The sequence below is a fragment of the Nocardia lijiangensis NBRC 108240 genome, assembly GCF_001613045.1.
GTDB lineage: Bacteria > Actinomycetota > Actinomycetes > Mycobacteriales > Mycobacteriaceae > Nocardia > Nocardia lijiangensis.
Map to the genome: position 1 here is coordinate 1 of NZ_BDBP01000091.1, position 19,471 is coordinate 19,471.

At 69.1% G+C, this 19,471-nt stretch carries 16 protein-coding genes and 1 pseudogene; 10 read left to right on the forward strand and 7 right to left on the reverse strand.

Annotated features, from left to right (window positions below; genetic code table 11):
• Both NL1_RS28615 and NL1_RS28620 read right to left on the reverse strand, forming a co-directional pair.
• A pseudogene (locus NL1_RS28615) lies at positions 1–538 on the reverse strand (LuxR family transcriptional regulator); the annotation flags it as partial.
• Positions 539–649: 111 nt separating this feature from the next.
• Entirely contained in the window at positions 650–1,504 is an 855-nt protein-coding gene (locus tag NL1_RS28620; protein ID WP_067845604.1) for a class I SAM-dependent methyltransferase, read from the reverse strand.
• 314 nt (positions 1,505–1,818) lie between these two features.
• Here NL1_RS28620 and rpsA point away from each other — a divergent pair, with 314 nt between their 5' ends.
• The gene (rpsA, locus tag NL1_RS28625; protein WP_067845606.1) at positions 1,819–3,285 is read left to right on the forward strand and encodes a 30S ribosomal protein S1; all 1,467 of its coding nucleotides are present in this window, start codon (positions 1,819–1,821) and stop codon (positions 3,283–3,285) included.
• An 84-nt stretch (positions 3,286–3,369) separates the two neighbouring features.
• Here the strand turns inward: rpsA and NL1_RS28630 are convergent, their stop codons facing one another.
• Complete coding sequence (locus tag NL1_RS28630; protein ID WP_067845608.1) at positions 3,370–4,050, reverse strand: NAD(P)-dependent oxidoreductase; 681 nt, start codon at positions 4,048–4,050, stop codon at positions 3,370–3,372.
• A gap of 90 nt (positions 4,051–4,140) precedes the next feature.
• On the opposite strand from NL1_RS28630, the gene NL1_RS28635 reads away from it, so the two are divergent.
• Together NL1_RS28635 and NL1_RS28640 are read left to right on the forward strand one after the other, a co-directional pair.
• On the forward strand, positions 4,141–4,839 hold the full coding sequence (locus NL1_RS28635; protein WP_067845610.1) for a TetR/AcrR family transcriptional regulator: 699 nt from the start codon (positions 4,141–4,143) through the stop codon (positions 4,837–4,839).
• A complete protein-coding gene (locus NL1_RS28640) occupies positions 4,836–5,471 on the forward strand; it encodes a TetR/AcrR family transcriptional regulator (protein WP_067845612.1) in 636 nt (211 codons plus the stop codon). Before NL1_RS28635 ends, NL1_RS28640 begins: the two co-directional genes overlap by 4 nt.
• Here the strand turns inward: NL1_RS28640 and NL1_RS28645 are convergent.
• Complete coding sequence (locus NL1_RS28645; RefSeq protein WP_067845615.1) at positions 5,440–7,695, reverse strand: MMPL family transporter; 2,256 nt, start codon at positions 7,693–7,695, stop codon at positions 5,440–5,442. The two genes, NL1_RS28640 and NL1_RS28645, sit on opposite strands and share 32 nt — an antisense overlap.
• 219 nt (positions 7,696–7,914) lie before the next feature.
• Here NL1_RS28645 and NL1_RS28650 point away from each other — a divergent pair, with 219 nt between their 5' ends.
• From NL1_RS28650 to coaE, 4 genes are all read left to right on the forward strand, one after another.
• Complete coding sequence (locus tag NL1_RS28650) at positions 7,915–9,321, forward strand: SPFH domain-containing protein (RefSeq protein ID WP_067845619.1); 1,407 nt, start codon at positions 7,915–7,917, stop codon at positions 9,319–9,321.
• Positions 9,322–9,488: 167 nt separating this feature from the next.
• Positions 9,489–10,487, forward strand: coding sequence for a zinc-binding dehydrogenase (locus NL1_RS28655; protein ID WP_067845620.1), 999 nt, complete (start codon positions 9,489–9,491; stop codon positions 10,485–10,487).
• Between the two features lie 49 nt (positions 10,488–10,536).
• On the forward strand, positions 10,537–10,980 hold the full coding sequence (locus NL1_RS28660) for a MarR family winged helix-turn-helix transcriptional regulator (protein ID WP_067845687.1): 444 nt from the start codon (positions 10,537–10,539) through the stop codon (positions 10,978–10,980).
• Positions 10,981–11,563: 583 nt separating this feature from the next.
• A complete protein-coding gene (coaE, locus tag NL1_RS28665; RefSeq protein ID WP_067845690.1) occupies positions 11,564–12,754 on the forward strand; it encodes a dephospho-CoA kinase in 1,191 nt (396 codons plus the stop codon).
• Between the two features lie 372 nt (positions 12,755–13,126).
• On the opposite strand, the gene NL1_RS28670 is transcribed toward coaE, so the two are convergent.
• Both NL1_RS28670 and NL1_RS28675 read right to left on the reverse strand, forming a co-directional pair.
• Positions 13,127–13,651: a ribonuclease FAU-1 family protein gene (locus NL1_RS28670; RefSeq protein ID WP_067845623.1), complete on the reverse strand. Its 525-nt coding sequence runs from the start codon at positions 13,649–13,651 to the stop codon at positions 13,127–13,129.
• Between the two features lie 56 nt (positions 13,652–13,707).
• The gene (locus tag NL1_RS28675; protein WP_084511054.1) at positions 13,708–14,337 is read right to left on the reverse strand and encodes a ribonuclease FAU-1 family protein; all 630 of its coding nucleotides are present in this window, start codon (positions 14,335–14,337) and stop codon (positions 13,708–13,710) included.
• Between the two features lie 410 nt (positions 14,338–14,747).
• On the opposite strand from NL1_RS28675, the gene uvrB reads away from it, so the two are divergent.
• On the forward strand, positions 14,748–16,919 hold the full coding sequence (uvrB, locus tag NL1_RS28680) for an excinuclease ABC subunit UvrB (RefSeq protein ID WP_067845628.1): 2,172 nt from the start codon (positions 14,748–14,750) through the stop codon (positions 16,917–16,919).
• A 24-nt stretch (positions 16,920–16,943) separates the two neighbouring features.
• Here uvrB and NL1_RS28685 read toward each other — a convergent pair whose 3' ends face one another.
• Entirely contained in the window at positions 16,944–17,414 is a 471-nt protein-coding gene (locus NL1_RS28685) for a VOC family protein (protein WP_067845635.1), read from the reverse strand.
• Positions 17,415–17,484: 70 nt separating this feature from the next.
• Between NL1_RS28685 and NL1_RS28690 the strand changes: the two genes are divergently transcribed.
• Both NL1_RS28690 and NL1_RS28695 read left to right on the forward strand, forming a co-directional pair.
• Positions 17,485–18,348 (forward strand): AraC family transcriptional regulator, encoded by an 864-nt coding sequence (locus NL1_RS28690; RefSeq protein WP_067845638.1) that lies wholly within the window; start codon positions 17,485–17,487, stop codon positions 18,346–18,348.
• A gap of 532 nt (positions 18,349–18,880) precedes the next feature.
• The gene (locus tag NL1_RS28695; protein WP_067845641.1) at positions 18,881–19,333 is read left to right on the forward strand and encodes a universal stress protein; all 453 of its coding nucleotides are present in this window, start codon (positions 18,881–18,883) and stop codon (positions 19,331–19,333) included.
• The last annotated feature ends 138 nt before the right edge of the window (positions 19,334–19,471 follow it).

The following is a 19,471-nucleotide window of genomic DNA, read 5'->3' on the forward strand; positions in this document are numbered from 1 at the left end:
CGCCGGCCTCCGCGACGAAGGTGCGCCCGAGCGCGGCCCGCAGCCCCCGCGTGATCGGCGCAGCCAGCGCCGCCAGGGTGGTGAGCTGGGTGGGGTCGAAGGCGCGCGGGGACTTGCGCCAGAGCTCCAGCACGCCCCAGCATCCGTAACGGTCGCCGAATACCACGGTGGCGGTATCGAAGACGCCGAGGTCGCGTTGCACGTCGCGCCACACCCGCGAGCGTGCGGGATCGCCGCCGGTGGCGGTGCGCAAGGAGGTCGCCGCCGAGCCGCGTTCGAGCAGATCGCTCCAGCGGGTGACCTCGGTCAGGTAGCGCAACCGGATCAGCTCCGGCAGCCGTGACCAGCGCAGGCCGGGCAGGTCGGCCACGGGCGATGTCGCGATCCTGGTGACCGGGTCGGTGAGCATGAAGACGTGCCCGTCGAAGGGGAGGGCTGCGCGGAGATCGGCGACAACCACTTCGCGCAGCCGCTTCGCCGTCTGTTCGGCTCGGCAGTGGCGCTCGACGCGATCGAGGAGCTCTCGCGCACTGGGCACCGGCCAAGTGTAGGGCGAAAACCCCGGGGTCTGGGATGTGTCCGCGTACCGGATCGGCGAAAACTTCCTGGCAGAGCCCTTTCGGGCGCTACGCCGACGACCCGGCCGGGGTCAGGAGCCCGGCTTCTCCGTCACGAAGATGGCCGTGCCGGGGAAGAGCTCGCCGCGCAGCGGGCTCCACTGGCCCCATTCCCGGTCCAGCCACTCCGGCCAGTCGGGTTCGACAATGTCGCGCAGCACCAATCCCGCGGCGACGATCTCGCGGACCCGATCGCCGATGGTGCGGTGGTGCTCGACGTAGGTCGCCGCGCCGTCGGCATCCACCTCTACATAAGGGGTGCGATCGAAGTAGGGGATGGACGCGGTGAGGCCCGCCGGGCCGGGGTCGTCGGGGAAGATCCAGCGCATCGGATGATTCACCGAGAAGACCCAGCGTCCACCGGGCCGCAGCACCCTGGCCACCTCACGCATCAGCAGCGCGGAATCGGCGACGAACGGCACCGCGCCGAACGCCGAGCAGGCCAGGTCGAAGGAGGCGTCCGCGAACGGCAGCGCCTCGGCTCCCGCTTGCACCAGCGGCACCCGCGGCCCGCCGCGCGCCATCGCGGCCAGCCCGCGCTCCAGCATCCCCATCGATAGGTCGAGGCCGACCGGCAGCGCGCCCTGCCCGGCCAGCCAGCGCGCGCAGGGTGCCGAGCCGCAGCCGATCTCCAGGACACGCTTGCCCGTCAGGTCCTCGCCGAGGAAGTGCATATCGCCCTCGTGCAGGCCCTCCGGGCACCAGACGAACTCGCCGCCGGGGGAGTCGACACCGAGGAAGTCGGCGTGTGTCTGGTGATACTGGTCGGCGTCGGCATCCCACCAGCGCCTGCTCGCACGTTGACTGTCTGCCGAATCCAGCCGGGTTCGAGCGGTTCCGGAGGTTCCGAGCAGGGCGTTTGCATGGGCATGGCGATCTTCCGACACGCGCGTGAGCTTAGCGATCGCGGCACGCCGGAACCGCTCCGGCGTGGCGTGCAGACCGGTTTGCCCGTGCGGACCAAGGTCGCGTACGCTGAACCGCGCGAGTGTCTGCTGTACCGACGTACCGGTGTACCGAAGTAACGATCTACCGACGTATCTGCGTACTGAAATAACAGAGCGCCCGTGCTGAGTTTCACAAGTGGATGAGTGCGGTACGTTCCTCTGTGTCCGTCGTCGCATCGTCGCGGTGATTTCGCAGCGTACCGAAAGTTCCAATGTCCGCAACCGACCACAATCCGTCCGGAGCAAACCGACACATGCCCACCACCGTCACCTCGCCGCAGGTAGCCGTCAACGACATCGGCTCCGCCGAGGACTTCCTCGCCGCCATCGACGCCACGATCAAGTACTTCAACGACGGCGATATCGTCGAAGGAACCATCGTCAAGGTCGACCGCGACGAGGTCCTGCTCGACATCGGTTACAAGACCGAAGGCGTCATCCCCTCCCGCGAGCTCTCCATCAAGCACGATGTCGACCCGAACGAGGTCGTTTCCGTGGGCGATGAGGTCGAGGCCCTCGTTCTCACCAAGGAGGACAAGGAAGGCCGCCTGATCCTGTCGAAGAAGCGGGCGCAGTACGAGCGTGCGTGGGGCACCATCGAGGAGCTCAAGGAGAAGGACGAGGCCGTCAAGGGCACCGTCATCGAGGTCGTCAAGGGCGGCCTGATCCTCGACATCGGCCTGCGCGGCTTCCTGCCCGCCTCGCTCGTCGAGATGCGTCGCGTCCGCGACCTCCAGCCGTACGTCGGCAAGGAGATCGAGGCCAAGATCATCGAGCTGGACAAGAACCGCAACAATGTGGTCCTGTCCCGCCGCGCCTGGCTGGAGCAGACCCAGTCCGAGGTGCGCTCCGAGTTCCTGCACCAGCTGCAGAAGGGCCAGGTCCGCAAGGGTGTGGTCTCCTCGATCGTCAACTTCGGCGCCTTCGTCGATCTGGGCGGCGTGGACGGTCTGGTGCACGTCTCCGAGCTGTCCTGGAAGCACATCGACCACCCGTCCGAGGTCGTCGAGGTCGGCAACGAGGTCACCGTCGAGGTTCTCGACGTCGACCTGGACCGCGAGCGTGTCTCGCTGTCGCTCAAGGCGACCCAGGAAGACCCGTGGCGTCAGTTCGCCCGCACCCACGCGATCGGCCAGATCGTGCCGGGCAAGGTCACCAAGCTGGTTCCGTTCGGTGCGTTCGTGCGCGTCGAAGAGGGCATCGAGGGCCTGGTGCACATCTCCGAGCTGGCCGAGCGCCACGTCGAGGTCCCGGACCAGGTCGTTGCCGTCGGCGACGACGCGATGGTCAAGGTCATCGACATCGACCTGGAGCGTCGCCGGATCTCGCTGTCGCTGAAGCAGGCGAACGAGGACTACCACGCCGAGTTCGACCCGTCGAAGTACGGCATGGCCGACAGCTACGACGAGCAGGGCAACTACATCTTCCCCGAGGGCTTCGACCCCGAGACCAACGAATGGCTCGAGGGCTTCGACAAGCAGCGCGAGGAGTGGGAAGGCCGCTACGCCGAGGCGGAGCGTCGCCACAAGATGCACACCGCGCAGATGGAGAAGATGGCGGCCGACGCCGCGGCCGAGGCCGCGAACGGCGGCGGCGCGTCGAACTACTCCTCCGAGAGCGGTTCGCAGTCCTCCTCCAGCCAGGCCGAGTCCGCCGGCGGTTCGCTGGCCAGCGACGCCCAGCTGGCGGCTCTGCGGGAGAAGCTCTCCGGCAACGCCTGATTCGGGTAGAGCACAAGCGAAGGCCCCGGTCCTCATGGACCGGGGCCTTCGCCCTTTCCTCGGCGGCTGACGGCCGCGTGTGGCTCACGCCGCGGCGACGGTGAATCGGCGCTGCGGGAATCGGGGGTTCTCGGCTTCGTCGAGCAGCGCGACAGCCAGGTCCTCGGCGGAGATGTCGGCGTCGGCGGTCAAGAGCTGGTCGCCGCCGAGGCGGTAGTGGCCCGTGCGGGCGCCGGGCTGGATCAGGCCCGACGACGGGCTCAGGTAGGTCCAATTGCGGTTGGACAGGCGGTAGACGTTCAGCGCGTCCCGCAGCGCGAGCACCACGTCGCGGTATTCCGCGGGTACGCCGAGGTCCTCGGTGAGGATGCGCGTGAATTCCGTTCCGGTGTCGACGAGTTGGCGGCCCGGTGCGACCTCGAGGCTGCCTCCGCCGCCGACCGCGAGGAGCCGGACATCGGGGTGCCGTTCCAGCGCGCCCACCATGGCGTGCGCGCCCGTGACGAAGGCGCCGGCGTTGGCGATGGTGTCGGCGATGCCGTGCCCGGCGTTCACCGCGCTGATCACCACGTCCAGATCCGCGATTGCCTCGGCGATGCTCACGGTGTCGAGCCAGTCCGCCACCGCCCAGCGCACCTCGCCCCTGTCGGCGGGGAAGCGGGCGGAGTCCCGCGCGAAGGCGGTCACCTCGTGTCCGCGCCCCCGCGCCTCCTGCACCACCCGGCCGCCGATGACGCCGCTCGCGCCGAAAACTCCGATCCGCACGACAATCGCTCCTCTATACGCAGTTCATTTACTACACACCGTTCAGTGACGACACGGCTGATAGTAGTCAAACGCTGTAGAGTGTCAACCGTGGTCGAGGTGCAGAGCCGACGGGAACGATTGCGCGCGGAGGCGACGGAGGAGATCAAAACGATCGCGCTGCGGCTGCTCGCCGAGGGCGGTCCGGACGCGATCGCGCTGCGTGCCATCGCGCGCGAGATGGGCATGACCGCGGGCGCGCTGTACGGCTATTTCGCCACCCGCGACGAGCTGATCACCACTCTCATCTCCGACGTCTACACCGGACTGATCGACCGGGTGGAGGCCGCGCGGGACGCGGTGCCCGAGAACGACCCCGGCGGGCGCATAGTCGCGTGGGGCGAGGCCGTCCGGGAATGGGCCGTCGCGAATCCCGAAGGGTTCCGGTTGATCTACGGCGACCCGGTGCCCGGCTACCAGCCGCCGCCGGAAGGTCCGGCGCGCGAGGCGGAGATGCGCGCCTGCGACGGACTCGTCGGCCTCGCCGCCGCCGCGTGGCCGCGCGCCGCCGCGACGCAATCCCTCGGGGATTCGACATGGTCGGACTTCGACCCCGGCCTGGTCGAGCACGTGCGCGCCGACTTCCCCGGCTTGCCGCCCGCCGCGCTGGCCCTGGCGTTGCGCATGTGGGGGCGCATGCACGGTCCGATCGCGCTCGAGGTGTACGGCCACCTGCGCCCCCAATCGCAGGATCCGGCAAAGCTTTTCCGCATCGAGATGCTCGATCTGGTGCGGGCGGTGGGCCTGTGACGGCCGCTGCCCATCGCCGGATTCCCGCCACCGTGTGGGAGCGCAGGAAGATCGAGGCCATGAGCCGGATCCAGCGGGTGGCGCTGGATCTGTTCGACGAGTACGGATATCGCGAGGTGACCGTCGAACGGGTGGCCGCCGCGGCCGGGGTGTCGCCGAGTTCCGTCTACCGCTACTTCGGCACCAAGGAGATGCTCGTCCTCTACGACGAGGCGGACCCGCAGCTGCTCGACGTGCTGCGCACCGCGGGCGACGGCGAAACCCTCGATCCCGCAGCGCTTCTCGCGGTGGCGCGCCCCCTGGTTCCGGTGATGGTCGCCGCCCTGCTCACCGAGGATTCCGAGCGCCGCATCGCGCGGCGGCTGCGGTACGTGCACGCGTTCCCCGAGGTGCGCGACGGTCAGACCCGGCAGATGCGCGAGCTGGAGGAACAGTTCGGCCTGCTGTTCGCCGAGCGCTGCGGGCGCGATCCCAACGACCTCCAGGTCCGGATGGCCGCGTCCACCGCGATCTGGGGCGGGGTGGCGGCCCTGGACCACTGGGCGGGAAGGGGTTTCGCCGGACGGCTGAGCGAGATCTACACCGCGACGGTGGAAGCGATCATCGACGCGCTGGCAGCGATCGTTCGCTGACGCGGGCGTCCGCGGTCCTGCCCGGCCACCGCGGCAGCCACCAGTTCCACCGGCCGAACAACCGCATGAAGGCGGGCACCAGGATCAGTCGCACGACGAGTGCGTCGATGGTGATGGCAACCGCGAGCGCGAACCCGATCTGCTTCAGCTCCAACACTTCCGCGGTCACGAAGCTGGCGAACACGGCGACCATGATGGCCGCGGCGGCGGTGATCGGGCGAGCGGTGCGCTGCAAGCCCTCGGCGACCGCGGCGGCGTTGTCCCGGTCGCGGTCCCACGCCTCCTTCATGCGCCGGATGAGGAACACCTCGTAGTCCATCGAGAGGCCGAAGAGCACCGCGAACACCAGCATCGGCAGATACACCTGCAGGAACCCGGTGCTCTGGAAGCCGAGCACGGATTCGCCGATGCCGTCCTGGAATACGGCCACGGTGATGCCCAGCGCCGCGCCGGTGGCCAGCAGATTGAGCAGAATCGCCTTGACCGCGAGCACGATGCTGCGAAACGCCAGGATCAGGAAGGCCAGCGAGACCGTGAGCACCAGGGCGATCACCCAGGGGAAGCGGTCGGTGATCCGTTCGGAGACCTCGGCGAAGGTCGCGGGTGTGCCGCCGACGCGCACCTCGGCGCCCTCGACTTCTGTTGCGCGGGACTGGATCTCGTCGGTGAGCTCGGCGACAGCGGTGGAGTCGAATGCCTCCTTCGGCACGACCGCGATCATGATGCGCCCCGCGGACTGCTGGGGCAGCACCGTCGCGACGCGCGGGTCGCGGGAGAGTTCGCCGGCGAACGCGTGCACCTCCGACTGCGCCGCGCTCAGCAGGGGTTCGTCGCCGGGCCCGGTGGCGAGCACCGAGATCGGGGCGAGGAGGCCGGGGCCGAAGTTGTCCCGCACCAGGCGGGTCGCCTCGCCGCTCGGCCGGTCGCCGAGCGAATCGAGACCCATGTCGATGCCGTACCGGATGCCGGTGATCGGTGCGGCGGCCACGGCGAGCACGGCGACGCCGATCAAGCCGAACACCACCGGCCTGCGCATGACGAGATGGGCCCAGCGCGCCCACGCATTCGACGGCGCGGTCGAGCGGGTCTCCGCGGGACGTAACCGCGCGGGCAATGCCCCGCGGTTCACGGCGGGTCCGAGGGTCGCCAGCAGCGCGGGCAGCAGCGTGACGGCCGCGCCGAGCGTGGCGAGCACCGCCGTCACCACGCCGATGGCGACGCCGTCGAGCATCGGCAGGCCGACCACGGCCAGTGAACACAGCGAGATCAGCACGATGAGGCCGGAGGCGAGTACGGTGCGTCCGGTGGTGTCCAGTGCGACGGCGACCGCGCGGTCGATCTCCGCGCGCGCCGAACGGTTGCGCACCCCGTGCCGGGTCAGCTCCTCGTTGAATCGGCTGACGATGAACATGGCGTAGTCGATCGCGGTGCCGGTGGCGATCATGGTGGCGACGGAGAGCACCAGCGAGTCGAAGGTCAGGAAGGCCGTCAGGCCGAACAGTCCGCCGACGGCGGCGGCGATGCCCGCGGCGGTCACCGTGATCGGCAGGGTCGCCGCGGTCAGCGCGCCCAGTGCGAGAATCAGCACGGCGGCCGCCACGGGCAGACCGATCGCTTCCGCGCGCTGCATGTCGGCGGTTTCGATGATCATGAGATCGGCTTGCACCGCGCTGTATCCGGTGACCGTGACCCGGATGTCGTCGTCGGAGATCGCGGTGACGGCCGACTGCAACCGGGTGGCGACGGCCACCCGCTCGGACATTCCGCCGTCGAGGCCGACGATGCCGAGCGCGGTGTGCCGGTCGGGGGAGATCTGCGTCGCGGCATTGCCCTGGAACGGTCCGAGCGCACCGGTGACGCCCTCGGTCTCGCGCGCGGCGACCAGCGCCCGATCGAGAGCGGCACGGAACTCGGGGGCGTCGGCGGTGAACCGCGGGGAGTGGACGACCAGCAGGTCCTGTTCCGCGCCGAATTGCGTGAAGTGTTGTGCCGCAAGGCGATCGACCTCGCTGGACGCCGAGCCCGGCACCGTGTAGTCGGGCGCGCCGAGCCGGTCGTGCAGCAGGGGGTAGGCGGCGGCGCCGAGGATCACGAGCAGCAGCCAGACGCCGAGGACGATCCTGCGGTACCGGGCCATGATCGCGCCCCAGCGACCGAGCGTGCGCAGGCGAGACGGCGGGACAGGGCGGTGGTCGCGCTCCTTGGTCAGGGTCGGTAGCGACATGTCCCCTCCGTGTTGGAAGTATCTGATAGTCACTATCAGATTTGTTACGCAAGCCTAGGCGGCCCGCGACACTCTCTGCAAGTGACTGTCAGGTATGGCGAGGGTCACATCGCTAACCGATGTCGGCTTCTCGTGCCCTACGAGTTCGATCACAGCGGAATACTCTGCTCGGGCGAAAGCCGTTGGGGGCGGCGGTATTCGCCGGTAGTGTGCCCGGCCATGGGGAGTGATCCGGGCAAGAACACTTATCTCGATCAGGTCGTCGCGCAGCAGGCGGCGTTGGAAGACGATCTGCGCACCCGCAAGGCGCCCGCCGCGCCCGCACCGCAGGCTCCCGGCGCTCCGCTGCAGCCGCGGGGCGCGCTGGCGAAGCGGGCCGAACGGGTCGGCCAGAGCGCGCAGGGGCAGGGGCCGGGGCCGGTGGAGGTCCGGGTCACCGGCCTCTGGCGGTGGCGCACGGTTCTGGTGCCGCCCAACGCTTTCGTGGTGCACACCAGGCGCGGACGCGGGGAACCGCTGCACATCGGGCTCGGCGTGTCGTTCCGGTACAACCCGGCCATCGACTCCTACCTCGTGGTGCCCGGCGCGATGCAGACCATCCTGATCAACGCGTACTGCATCTGCCGGGAACTCCAGGGCGTGCTGGTGCAGGGCTACGTGCAGTGGATCATCGAGGATTTCGGCACCGCCTATCGCAAGCTCGACTTCTCCGACGCCGAAGATCCCATGCGGCTGGTCAACATTCAGCTGCGCGAACAGGCCGAGGCGGCCATCAAGGACAAGGTGTCCACGATGGGCGTGCGCGATGTGCTCAGCGACAAGCAGCCGATCATCGAGGAGCTCACCGCCCGGTTGCGCGCGGTGGCCGAGGGCAGCGGCGACGCGCAGACCGGCGGCGGTGATCGCGGTCTGGGCCTGCGCATCGTCACGGTGCAGATCAAGGAGGCGGTGGTCAGTTCCTCGACGCTGTGGGAGAACCTGCAGAAGCCCTACCGCACCGAGCAGAATCAGGTTGCCCGGCTGGCGGAACTCACCGCGCAGGAGGCGATTTCGGCCAGGGAGGCGGCCGCGCAGCGGTCGGCGGAGGAACGCCGCATCGAGAACGAGCGCGAACTCACGCAGCTGCGCGACCGGAACGAGGCGGCGCGCTTCGACCGCGAGACCGCGGAGAAGATGCGGCGCACCACCCGCGAGCACGACGACCGTCGTGCGGTCGCGGAGCTGGCCAAGGAGACCGCGCTGCACGCCGTGCGCTTGGAGCGCGAGCAGCACGCCGAACAGCTCGAGAACCTGCGCTTGCGCCAAGAGCTGCGCCGCCAGGAGGTGGACGGCGAACTGGCGCTGACGACGGCGCGGCAGCGCGCCGAACACGAGGGCGAGCTGCTGGTCGTGCAGCGGGAGCGGGAGCGGGTCGCCAATGCCAACGCGCAGAACGACGCAAGCATCCAGGCGAACCTGGTGACCAACCTGCCCGAGATCGTCGCGAAACTGCCCGCGCCCGCGGAGCTGCGGTCGTACCAGATCGGCGGCGACCTGTCGGGGCTGGCATCCGTGGTGGCCCAGCTGAACGGGGTCGTCGAGGCGTGGTCCGCGCGTCGCGCCGCGGGGGAGTCGGTCGCCGACTGATCGGGCTTCCGTCCTGTCGCCGGGGGATCGGCTCCGGGCGACAGGGCGGATCGGTCGGTCTTCCGTCGCGTCGTCCGGGTGACGCGACACACGCCCAATTTGGTTGGACACAATTTAATTGTTCTCTACTCTGGAGCCGGTATCGCCGTCGAACGACTAGAGGAGGCATGGTGCGAGCCGTTGTCATCGAGCAATTCGGAGAGCCGAAGGACGTGCTGACCGCGGCGGATCGGCCGCTGCCCGAGCCGGGACCGGGCGAGGTGCGGATCGCCTTGGATCTCGCGCCGATCCACAATCACGATCTCGCGATCATCCGCGGCGTCTACGGCTACCGGCCGCCGCTGCCCGCGATCCCGGGCACCGAAGGCGTCGGGCGGATCGACGCAGTCGGCGCAGGCGTGACCGACCGGACGGTGGGTCAGCGGGTGGCGGTCTCCGGCGCGACGGCGGTCTGGGCCGAATATTTCGTGGCGCAGGCGGCGCAGGCGCTGCCGGTACCCGACTCGGTCGACGACGAGACCGCCGCCCAGTTGCTCGCGATGCCGTTCAGCGCCGCCGTACTGCTGGACGATCTGCGCGTGACGGCCGGGGACTGGCTGGTGATCAACGCCGCGAACGGCGCGGTGGGCAGGCTGGTGAATCTGCTGGCCCGGCGGCGCGGCGTGCACGTGCTGAACCTGGTGCGCGGCCAGGCGTCGGTGCGGGCGCTGCGTGAACTCGGCTACGAACCGGTCGTCGACACCGAGGCCGACGACTGGCTCGCCCAGGCAGCCGCGGCCACGTCGGGTGCGCCGATCGTGCGCGCCGTGGATCAGGTCGGCGGTCCCGCGGGTGCGGACCTGCTCGAGCTGCTCGCGCCGAACGGCGAGCTGGTCTCCTTCGGCGCGCTCTCCGGTAAGCCGTGGACCCTCTCGCCGGGCACGCTCATCTTCAAACAGGCGGTTGTGAAGGGCTTTTGGGGCGCGAAGCGGGCCCAGGAGATCGGCGCCGCCGAGCGCACGCGGGTGCTGCGCGAGCTCGTGGAGCTGGCGGCGAGCGGGGAGCTACGGCTGGCGATCGAGGCGGTCCACCCGCTCGACGACGCGGCCGAGGCCGCGGCCGCCACCGAACGCCCGGGTCGCAAGGCCAAGATCGCCTTGTCGCCCGCCCCCGATCGCACCAGGTGAATTGCAGGCGACTGAATCGGCTACTACCTTCGAAAAAGAGGTGGTGACCATGACACAGACGACCGAGCTTCAGCTCGACAACCAGGTGTGCTTCGCGCTGTACGCCGCCTCGCGGGCGCTCACGCGGCTGTATCGGCCGATGCTGGACGACCTCGGGCTGACCTATCCGCAGTACCTCGTGATGCTGGTGCTGTGGGAGCGCGAAACCGTGACGGTGAAAGAGCTGGGCGAGGCGCTCGACCTCGACTCGGGGACGTTGTCGCCGTTGCTGAAACGGCTGGAGACGACGGGGCTGATCACGCGGGTGCGCTCCGCGGAGGACGAGCGGTCGGTGCTGGTGCGGCCGACCGAAGCCGGTGCGGCGCTGCGCGAACGCGCGCGGGATGTGCCGCGGCGGGTCGCCGACGCCACCGGCCTCGACCGGGAGGGCCTCGCCCGCTTCCGGGCCGAGGTACGCGAATTCACCGCGGTCGTCGAGAGCGCCGAGCTCTGAGCCGCGTCCTGCACACGACAGTGGCCCAGCCGAGAGGCTGGGCCACTGTCGTGAGGCAAACTCAGCTGGCGGTCGCCGGTACCCAGTAGGCCGTAGCCACGGTGGAGCGTTTTCGCATCGCGGCGAAGCTGTGCCGGGCCGGACTGATCAATGCGGTGAACCATGAACGGCGGTGCTCGGCGAGCGCGGCCGCGACGGCGGGGATCAGAATGCAGTGCACTCCGCCCGCCATGCCCAGACGGTGGCGACCCGTCTGGTTGATTCTGGTGCCCAATTGGTCTTCCTTTGCTTGCTGGTACTGGCCTGGATCGCCACGGCGAAGATTAGCGGAACGAAACTGCCGAACACAGTATTTTGCGGAAGTAATTGCCTCGGCGTGTCGAAAAGTCGTCGGGCAACGGCCGGGTCCGGGTGTAAATGTTGCGAATTGGTCTCGGCCGCGTCACGGAACGGGCAAATGGGACCGTCGGGCGTGGAATACGAGGCGCGGATGGGTAATCCGTCCGATTGGGGCGAGGACCCGCCGGCGGAGCCGAACCGGGCGGCCCGGGCGGCCGGGGGCGGCGGATGCGAAACTGAACGAATGTTGCGGATCGGCCTCACCGGAGGCATGGGAGCTGGCAAGTCGACGGTGGCGCGGATCCTCGCCGAGTGCGGCGGGGTAATCATCGATTCCGACCTGATCGCCAGGGAAGTGGTGGCGCCGGGCACCGAGGGGCTCGCGGCCTTGGTCGAGGCGTTCGGGCCCGGCATCCTCGCCGCGGACGGCAGCCTGGATCGTCCCGCGCTTGCGGCCGTCGCGTTCGCCGACGACGCGGCACGCGCAACCCTGAATTCCATTACCCATCCGCTCGTCGGAAAGCGCACCGCGGAATTGATTTCGGCGGCGCCGGCGGACGCCATTGTGGTGCAGGATATTCCGCTGCTGGTGGAAAATGGATTGGCGCCATTGATGAATCTGGTGGTGATCGTCGACGTCGACGCGGAAACTCGAATTCACCGTCTGGCGGAATTCCGGGGCATCCCGGAATCCGATGCGCGGGCCCGAATTTCGGCGCAGGCGACGGACGAGCAGCGGCGCGCGGTGGCGGATGTCTTGCTGGACAACAGCGGCCCGGCGGGCGCGATCGACGCCGCGGTGCACCGGCTGTGGGAGGAGCGGCTGACGCCGTTCGAGCGCAACCTGCGCACCGGGACACCCGCGGGCCGGCGGGAGCTACGACTGGTGCCGCACGATCCGGAATGGGCCGCGCAGGCGCAGCGACTCATCGCGCGACTGTGGGTGGCCTGCGGTTCCGCGGCCTCCCGCATCGACCACATCGGTTCCACGGCGGTGCCGGGTCTGCCCGCCAAGGACGTGCTGGATCTGCAGATCACCGTGGCCGATCTCGCGGCGGCCGACGGCCTGCGCGACGCGCTGGGCGCCGCCGGGTTCCCGGTGAAAGTCCATGTCACACATGACAATCCGAAGCCGACCGAAGGCGACCCGGATGGGACCGACACCGATCGCTGGGCCAAGCGGCTGCACGGCAACGCCGATCCCGGCCGTCCCGCCCATGTGCACCTCCGCGTCGACGGGTCGCCGGGGCAGCGGTTCGCGCTGGCCTTCCGCGACTGGTTGCGCGGCGACGCGGCGGCGCGCGAGGAGTACCTCGCGGTGAAGCGCGAGGCGGAGGCCAAGGCGGCCGGGCTGACGGGCGAAGCCGCGTCGGAGGCGTATTACGCGGTGAAGGAACCGTGGTTCGACGCGGTCTATCGACGGGTGCTCGACTGAGTGTCCGATGTGGGTGCAATCCACCCATTTCGGACGCTTTCGCCGGAAATTCTCCGGAATCCCGAACGGTGTGATCCCGGAACGGGAAGGAGTGGCGGTCGTCATATCGGGCGGCCCGTCGATATCGATGCCGCGGCGACGGATCGCGGCATCGGGTTCCGAGGGCGGGCGGCATTTTTATCGGCCGTACTCGGAGTTCGTTCCGGCCGACCGAACGGCCGTCCCAGAATTTCCGGCATTTCTCCTCGATGCGATCCCGCTACCTCGGCGCGGCGGCTCGGACGGCGGACGGGCAAGCGTGCCGCAAACGGCGCAGCGTAGCTGCGTACCCACGCTCCCGCCGGGCGATCGGCGTTGTCGGGGCCTGTGCGCTCAGAGCCAGGTCAGCTCGATGTCGTGGGAGGCGAGCCAGCCATCGAGGGAGTGGCCGTGCGCCGCGATGCCGTCGATCGCGGCGGTCGCGTGCTGGATGGCCGCCTGCGCCTCGGCCGAGCCGATCAGGCCCGCGGCGTGCGCGGCGAGCAGCTCGTCCACGTCCAGGAGCACGGTCTCGCGCTCGGAGCGCACCACGATGTCGAGGTAGTGGTCGACCGACCGCCACTTCTTCGGTTCGATCCTGGTGAACTCGCCGAGGTCGAGATAGTAGTCCTGGTCCCGGCGGTGGGCCGGGTTGTAGTGGAAAACCGTTGCGCGTAGCCCGAACTCGGGCAGCAGCCAGGACTCCACGTAGTGGAACTGGGTATGGTCGGCGGTGCGCGCCATGTACAGGCCCCACGGCTCGACGCGATAGCGCTCGACCGGCCGCACGAATCCCTTGGGATCCGTGTTGGTCAGGCTCGCGACATCGAAGTACTCGACCTTGGGTCGGTGCACGTTCACTGCTGGTGCCTGTGTCATGCAGTCAGCATCTACCGTCGCGGCCGTTCCGTCGAGCGCACGCGACAGAACGCGGGTCACATCCAGGTCAACGTGATGTCGCGGGCGGCGAGCCAGAGCTCGACGTCGTGATCGTGCGCCGCGAGCCCGTCCAGGGCGGCGGTGGCCCGTTCCACGGCCCGGTGCGCCTGCGCGGTGTCCACCAGGCCTGCGGCGTGCGCGGCGAGCAGCTCGCCGACGCCGCGCAGCTGCGTCGAACGACGGTGGCGGACAACGACGTCCAGATACTGATCGACGGCCTTCCAGCGCCGGGGCGCGATCTTGGTGTACTCGCCGATGTCGAGCACGTAGTCGCGGCTGCGGTGCTGTCCGGCCCGCGTGTGGATCACGGTCGCGCGGACCGACAGGTCCGGCAGCAACCAGGACTGCAGATAGCGGGACCCGTCGACCATGCGCGCCATGTACAGGCCCCACGGCTCGACCTGGAAGCGCTCGACCGGCCGGACGAAGCCCTTGGCGTCGGTGACGGTGAGCTCGGCGATGTTGAAGTACTCCACCCGGGGCCGGTGCGGCGGCGTGCCGGGCGGCGGCGCGGCGGTCGCGGCGGGTGTGGCGCTCGGCACCGCGGCGCGCAGATCGCGCGCAAGGTATCCGGCGATTCCCGTGACGGCGGGAGCGGCGACGAACAGGGGCAACAGAGTGCTCATGGCAAGGTCCTTACCTAGTGCAGCGCCAGATCAGGGTACACCCGGGCCGCGGGCTCGGCGCGGCCCGAAAAGTTGCGGTTCGATGCCCAAACGTCCTGCGGGAATGGGCAATTCGGACATCGTTCGGTGCGGCCGCGGCGCCATGCTCGAGGGCTTCGACGGTGCAGGGCACGCAGGCGGGCGTGCGGGCCGAGGCGAGGTAATTGAAAATTGAAATTACAAGATTTGCCAATCAATTGCTGCTGTCGATATTCTGGACCGCGGCCCAGGCACGAGTGTTCCGTTCGGTTTCCGCTCCGCCGGGAGTGGGGCCGAGCAGGAGGGGAGTTCGGCCCCACTCGGAGCCACCGCGCACCGGTCGCGTCACCGGGCCGCGAAATCTGTCGGTGCCTGCGCCTACGCTGGTTGGCATGGCTTTCGCTACCGAGATCCCCGCCGAGGGCGAGACTCCTCTCGCGCATTCGGAGTTCCGTCCCGTCGGCGCCATCGAGCGCGCCGAGGGGCGCTTCCAGGTGGTCAGCGAGCATCGGCCCGCGGGCGATCAGCCCGCGGCCATCACGGAACTGGAGCGCCGGATCACGGCCGGGGAGCGCGACGTCGTCCTGCTCGGCGCAACCGGCACCGGCAAGTCGGCCACCACGGCCTGGCTCATCGAGAAGCTGCAGCGCCCGACGCTGGTGATGGCGCCGAACAAGACGCTCGCCGCCCAGCTGGCCAACGAACTGCGTGAGATGTTGCCGCACAACGCGGTCGAGTACTTCGTCTCGTACTACGACTACTACCAACCCGAGGCGTACATCGCCCAGACCGACACCTACATCGAGAAGGACAGCTCGATCAACGACGACGTGGAGCGGCTGCGCCACTCGGCGACCTCGAGCCTGCTGTCCCGGCGCGACGTGGTGGTGGTCGCCTCGGTGTCCTGCATCTACGGCCTCGGCACGCCGCAGTCCTACCTGGACCGCTCGGTCCAGCTCGAGGTCGGCACCGACATCGACCGCGACGCGCTGCTGCGGCTGCTGGTCGACGTGCAGTACACCCGCAACGACATGGCTTTCACCCGCGGCTCGTTCCGGGTGCGCGGCGACACCGTCGAGATCATTCCCTCCTACGAGGAATTGGCGGTGCGCATCGAGTTCTTCGGCGACGAGATCGAGGCGCTCTACTATCTGCACCCGCTGACCGGTGACGTGGTGCGCAAGGTGGACACCGTGCGCATCTTCCCGGCGACCCACTACGTCGCGGGCCCAGACCGCATGGAGCGGGCCACTCGCGACATCGAACAGGAGCTCGAGGACCGGCTCGCCGAGCTGGAGCGTCAGGGCAAGCTGCTGGAGGCGCAGCGCCTGCGCATGCGTACCCAGTACGACCTGGAGATGATCAGGCAGGTCGGGTTCTGCTCCGGCATCGAGAACTACTCGCGCCACATCGACGGCCGCCCGGCCGGATCGGCGCCCGCGACGCTGCTCGACTACTTCCCCGAGGACTTCCTGCTCGTCATCGACGAGTCGCACGTCACCGTGCCGCAGATCGGTGGCATGTACGAGGGCGATATGTCGCGCAAGCGGAATCTGGTCGAGTACGGCTTCCGGCTGCCGTCCGCGATCGACAACCGCCCGCTGACCTGGGAGGAGTTCGCCGACCGCATCGGGCAGACGGTCTACCTGTCCGCGACCCCCGGCCCGTACGAACTGGGGCAGGCGGGCGGCGAGGTGGTCGAGCAGGTCATCCGCCCGACCGGCCTCGTCGATCCGCAGGTGGTGGTGAAGCCGACCAAGGGACAGATCGACGACCTGGTGCACGAGATCCGGCAGCGCACCGAACGCGACGAGCGGGTGCTGGTCACCACGCTCACCAAGAAGATGGCCGAGGACCTCACCGATTACCTGCTCGGCCTCGGCGTGCGGGTGCGGTACCTGCACTCGGAGATCGATACGCTGCGCCGCGTCGAGCTGCTGCGCCAGCTGCGCCTCGGTGACTATGACGTGCTGGTGGGCATCAACCTGCTGCGCGAGGGCCTCGACCTGCCGGAGGTCTCCCTGGTCGCCATCCTGGACGCCGACAAGGAAGGCTTCCTGCGCAGCAGCACCAGCCTCATCCAGACCATCGGCCGCGCGGCCCGCAACGTCTCCGGTGAGGTGCACATGTACGCCGACAAAGTCACCGACTCCATGCGCCACGCGATCGAGGAGACCGAGCGGCGCCGGGCCAAGCAGGTCGCCTACAACGAGCAGATGGGCATCGACCCGAAGCCGTTGCGCAAGAAGATCGCCGACATCCTGGACCAGGTGTACCGGGAGGCCGACGAGAGCGAGGTCGAGGTCGGCGGTTCCGGTCGCAACGTCAGCCGCGGTCGCCGCGCGCAGGGCGAGCCGGGCCGCGCGGTGAGCGCGGGAGTCTACGAGGGCCGCGACATCAAGTCGATGCCGCGCGCCGAACTCGCCGATCTGGTCAAGGAACTCACCGCGCAGATGATGAACGCGGCCCGCGAACTCCAGTTCGAGCTGGCGGGTCGGCTGCGCGACGAGATCGCCGACCTGAAGAAAGAACTGCGCGGCATGGACGCCGCCGGACTCAGCTGAGTCGCGAGGGCGTCCGCCGTGTCGTCAGCTCTGCGTCGCCATCCACTCGTCGACCCGGCGCTGGGCCTCCTCGCGCGGGACGTCCTCGACCCGCGTCATCACCGCCCAGCGGTGGCCGAACGGGTCGATCACGACGCCGAAGCGATCGCCGGTGACGAAGGTCTGCGGCTCCTCGACATTGCGGGCGCCGTGCTCGACCGCCCGCTGGACGACGGCGTCGACGTCGGGACAGTAGTGCACGATCGAGGTGTGCACCCATTCGCCGTTCGGGGCCTGAACCCCGTTGGCGGGTATGGGCATACCGAGTTGCAGCGTCGAATCGCCGATCTCGAGTTCGGCGTGCGCGGGCTGACCATCGGGCAGGTCACTGCGGCTGACCACCTTCGCGCCGAAGACCGCGGAGTAGAACTCGATGGCCTTGTTCGCGTCGGCGACCGCGAGGAAACAGGTGATCGAGTGGTAGCCGGAGGGGATGGGATTCACCGTTGTCGTCATGACTTCGACTCTGGCAGGCCGGGGACGCTCGCTCTTGTAAGAAAGCGACAACCTTCGGGGAGGGCGCGCGATGGCCGCTGACGAGCCGGCCCCGATGGACAGCGAGAAGGGAATCCTGCACCCGCGGGAACAGTCTCGGCATCGGAGCCTGACCCGGCTCGCGCCGGGGCCGCGGGTCGCCGGGTTCGTGGACTGGTACTGGGTGGTGCACTGGGACCTGCGCGATCGCCCGCCGTATGTCGCGGAGGTGCTGTCGTTCCCCTGCGTGAACGTCACCTTCGAACACTCCGTGCATCGCGTCGGCGGCTTCGTGACCGGGGTGTGCACCACCAAGTACACCCGCGAGCTGACGGGCCGCGGGCTGACCTTCGGCGCGCGGTTCCGCGCGGGCGGGTTCGGCGCCTTCACCGGACTGGACGTCGGGTCCCTCCGGGACCGATCGTTGCCGCTGACCGAGGTCTTCCCGGACGCCGCCGGGCTCGCCGAACGGGTGCTGGCGGCCTCCTCCGACGAGGACCGCCGCGCGCTGGTCGAGGAGTTCCTCGCGCCGCGCGCCGGGGGCCACGACCCCACTTTCCTGCTGGTGTCGCGCATCGTGCACGACATGGAACACGACCGGTCGCTCACGAGGGTGGATCAGGTCACCGAGCGATTCGGTGTGCCGATCCGGACCCTGCAGCGGATGTTCCGGCGCTATGTCGGGGCGGGGCCGAAGTGGGTGCTGCGCCGCTATCGGTTGCAGGACGGGGCGGATCTGCTCGCCAAGGGACGGCACGCGGATTTGGCCGACCTGGCCGTCGAACTCGGCTATTTCGATCAGGCGCATTTCTCCCGTGAGTTCACCGCGGAGGTCGGAATGGCGCCGCTGGAGTATGCGCGGCATTCCTTGCGCGCGGCCTCCGATTTGGTCGCGGCGACCCCGCCCGCCGGGTGAATCCCGCCGATAACGCGGCCGTTATTCGGAAGGCACGTCGCCCCCGGGACGGGTTCCGGCCCGCGGCGAGGGCTCGCGCGACAGCCCGCAACGCAACTGGTCAAGGGCTCAGCCGGGTCGCATGCGCGCCCACGCGACACCGCGAAGTGGCGGCGCGGCGGGAACGGGTATCTTGTGATGAATATCCCAGGCGCGCAAGAACGTTCACCACGGTTGTGATGTATCACAGGATTATCGGCGCGAAATAGAATCTGCGCAGGTCGGTAAGGCCCTTCGGCATTCGATGCGCGAGCGCCGGACCGGAAAGGCCGACATCGGAAAGTGTGATGTGTTGCGATTTCTGCTGTTTCCGCCCGGATTGCGGCTATGGTCGAGCGCAGTCGCCGCGCCGAGGCCCGACATGCCGGGCCGCCGGACGCAGGCACCCGACCCGCATAGTTGGAGGAGAGACTGTGAGCGAGCGAAGCGAGCGAACCAAAGGCGCAGCGCCACAGGCGGCCATGCCGGTGCCGAGCGCTAGCGAGGTGCGGGCATGACCGCCTACCGGACCATTGTCGTCGGTACCGATGGATCGGAGTCGTCGTACGTAGCCGTCGAGAAGGCCGCGGCACTGGCCGCCGATGCCGGCGCCACCCTCGTCGTGGCCTGCGCCTACTACCCGACCGACGATCGCGATGTCGCGGCCGCGGCCGATGTGCTCAAGGAAGAGGCCTACCAGGTGCGCGGCTCCGCCCCCACCAACGAGATCCTGCGCACCGCCAGGGACAAGGCGGTCGCCGCGGGCGCGGAGGAGATCGTCGAGCGGGCCATCGTCGGTGAGCCGGTGGAGTCGCTGCTCGGCCTGATCAAGGAGACCCAGGCGGACCTGCTGGTCGTCGGTAACCGCGGCCTGAACACCCTGGCGGGCCGCCTGCTCGGCTCGGTGCCCTCCGATGTGGCGCGCAAGTCCCGCTCGGACGTGCTGATCGTGCACACCGTCCGATAGGAATTCCCGCGAAAGCCGAACTCCGCGTCGCCCGTCCAGGTGCGATGCCGAGTTCGGCTTTCGCGCATTCGGCGGGGTCGGCCGGGAACGTGTCGTAGGCGGTACGGCCGCCGGTCGCCGCCCTCCGCTCGGGCGGCG

Coding starts and splice junctions, on each gene's coding strand:
- rpsA (WP_067845606.1), top strand. CDS start 1,819: ATGCCCACCACCGTCACCTCGCCGCAGGTAGCCGTCAACGACATCGGC.
- NL1_RS28645 (WP_067845615.1), bottom strand. CDS start 7,695: ATGTCGCTACCGACCCTGACCAAGGAGCGCGACCACCGCCCTGTCCCG.
- NL1_RS28650 (WP_067845619.1), top strand. CDS start 7,915: ATGGGGAGTGATCCGGGCAAGAACACTTATCTCGATCAGGTCGTCGCG.
- NL1_RS28655 (WP_067845620.1), top strand. CDS start 9,489: ATGGTGCGAGCCGTTGTCATCGAGCAATTCGGAGAGCCGAAGGACGTG.
- NL1_RS28660 (WP_067845687.1), top strand. CDS start 10,537: ATGACACAGACGACCGAGCTTCAGCTCGACAACCAGGTGTGCTTCGCG.
- coaE (WP_067845690.1), top strand. CDS start 11,564: ATGTTGCGGATCGGCCTCACCGGAGGCATGGGAGCTGGCAAGTCGACG.
- NL1_RS28670 (WP_067845623.1), bottom strand. CDS start 13,651: ATGACACAGGCACCAGCAGTGAACGTGCACCGACCCAAGGTCGAGTAC.
- NL1_RS28675 (WP_084511054.1), bottom strand. CDS start 14,337: ATGAGCACTCTGTTGCCCCTGTTCGTCGCCGCTCCCGCCGTCACGGGA.
- uvrB (WP_067845628.1), top strand. CDS start 14,748: ATGGCTTTCGCTACCGAGATCCCCGCCGAGGGCGAGACTCCTCTCGCG.
- NL1_RS28685 (WP_067845635.1), bottom strand. CDS start 17,414: ATGACGACAACGGTGAATCCCATCCCCTCCGGCTACCACTCGATCACC.
- NL1_RS28690 (WP_067845638.1), top strand. CDS start 17,485: ATGGCCGCTGACGAGCCGGCCCCGATGGACAGCGAGAAGGGAATCCTG.
- NL1_RS28695 (WP_067845641.1), top strand. CDS start 18,881: ATGACCGCCTACCGGACCATTGTCGTCGGTACCGATGGATCGGAGTCG.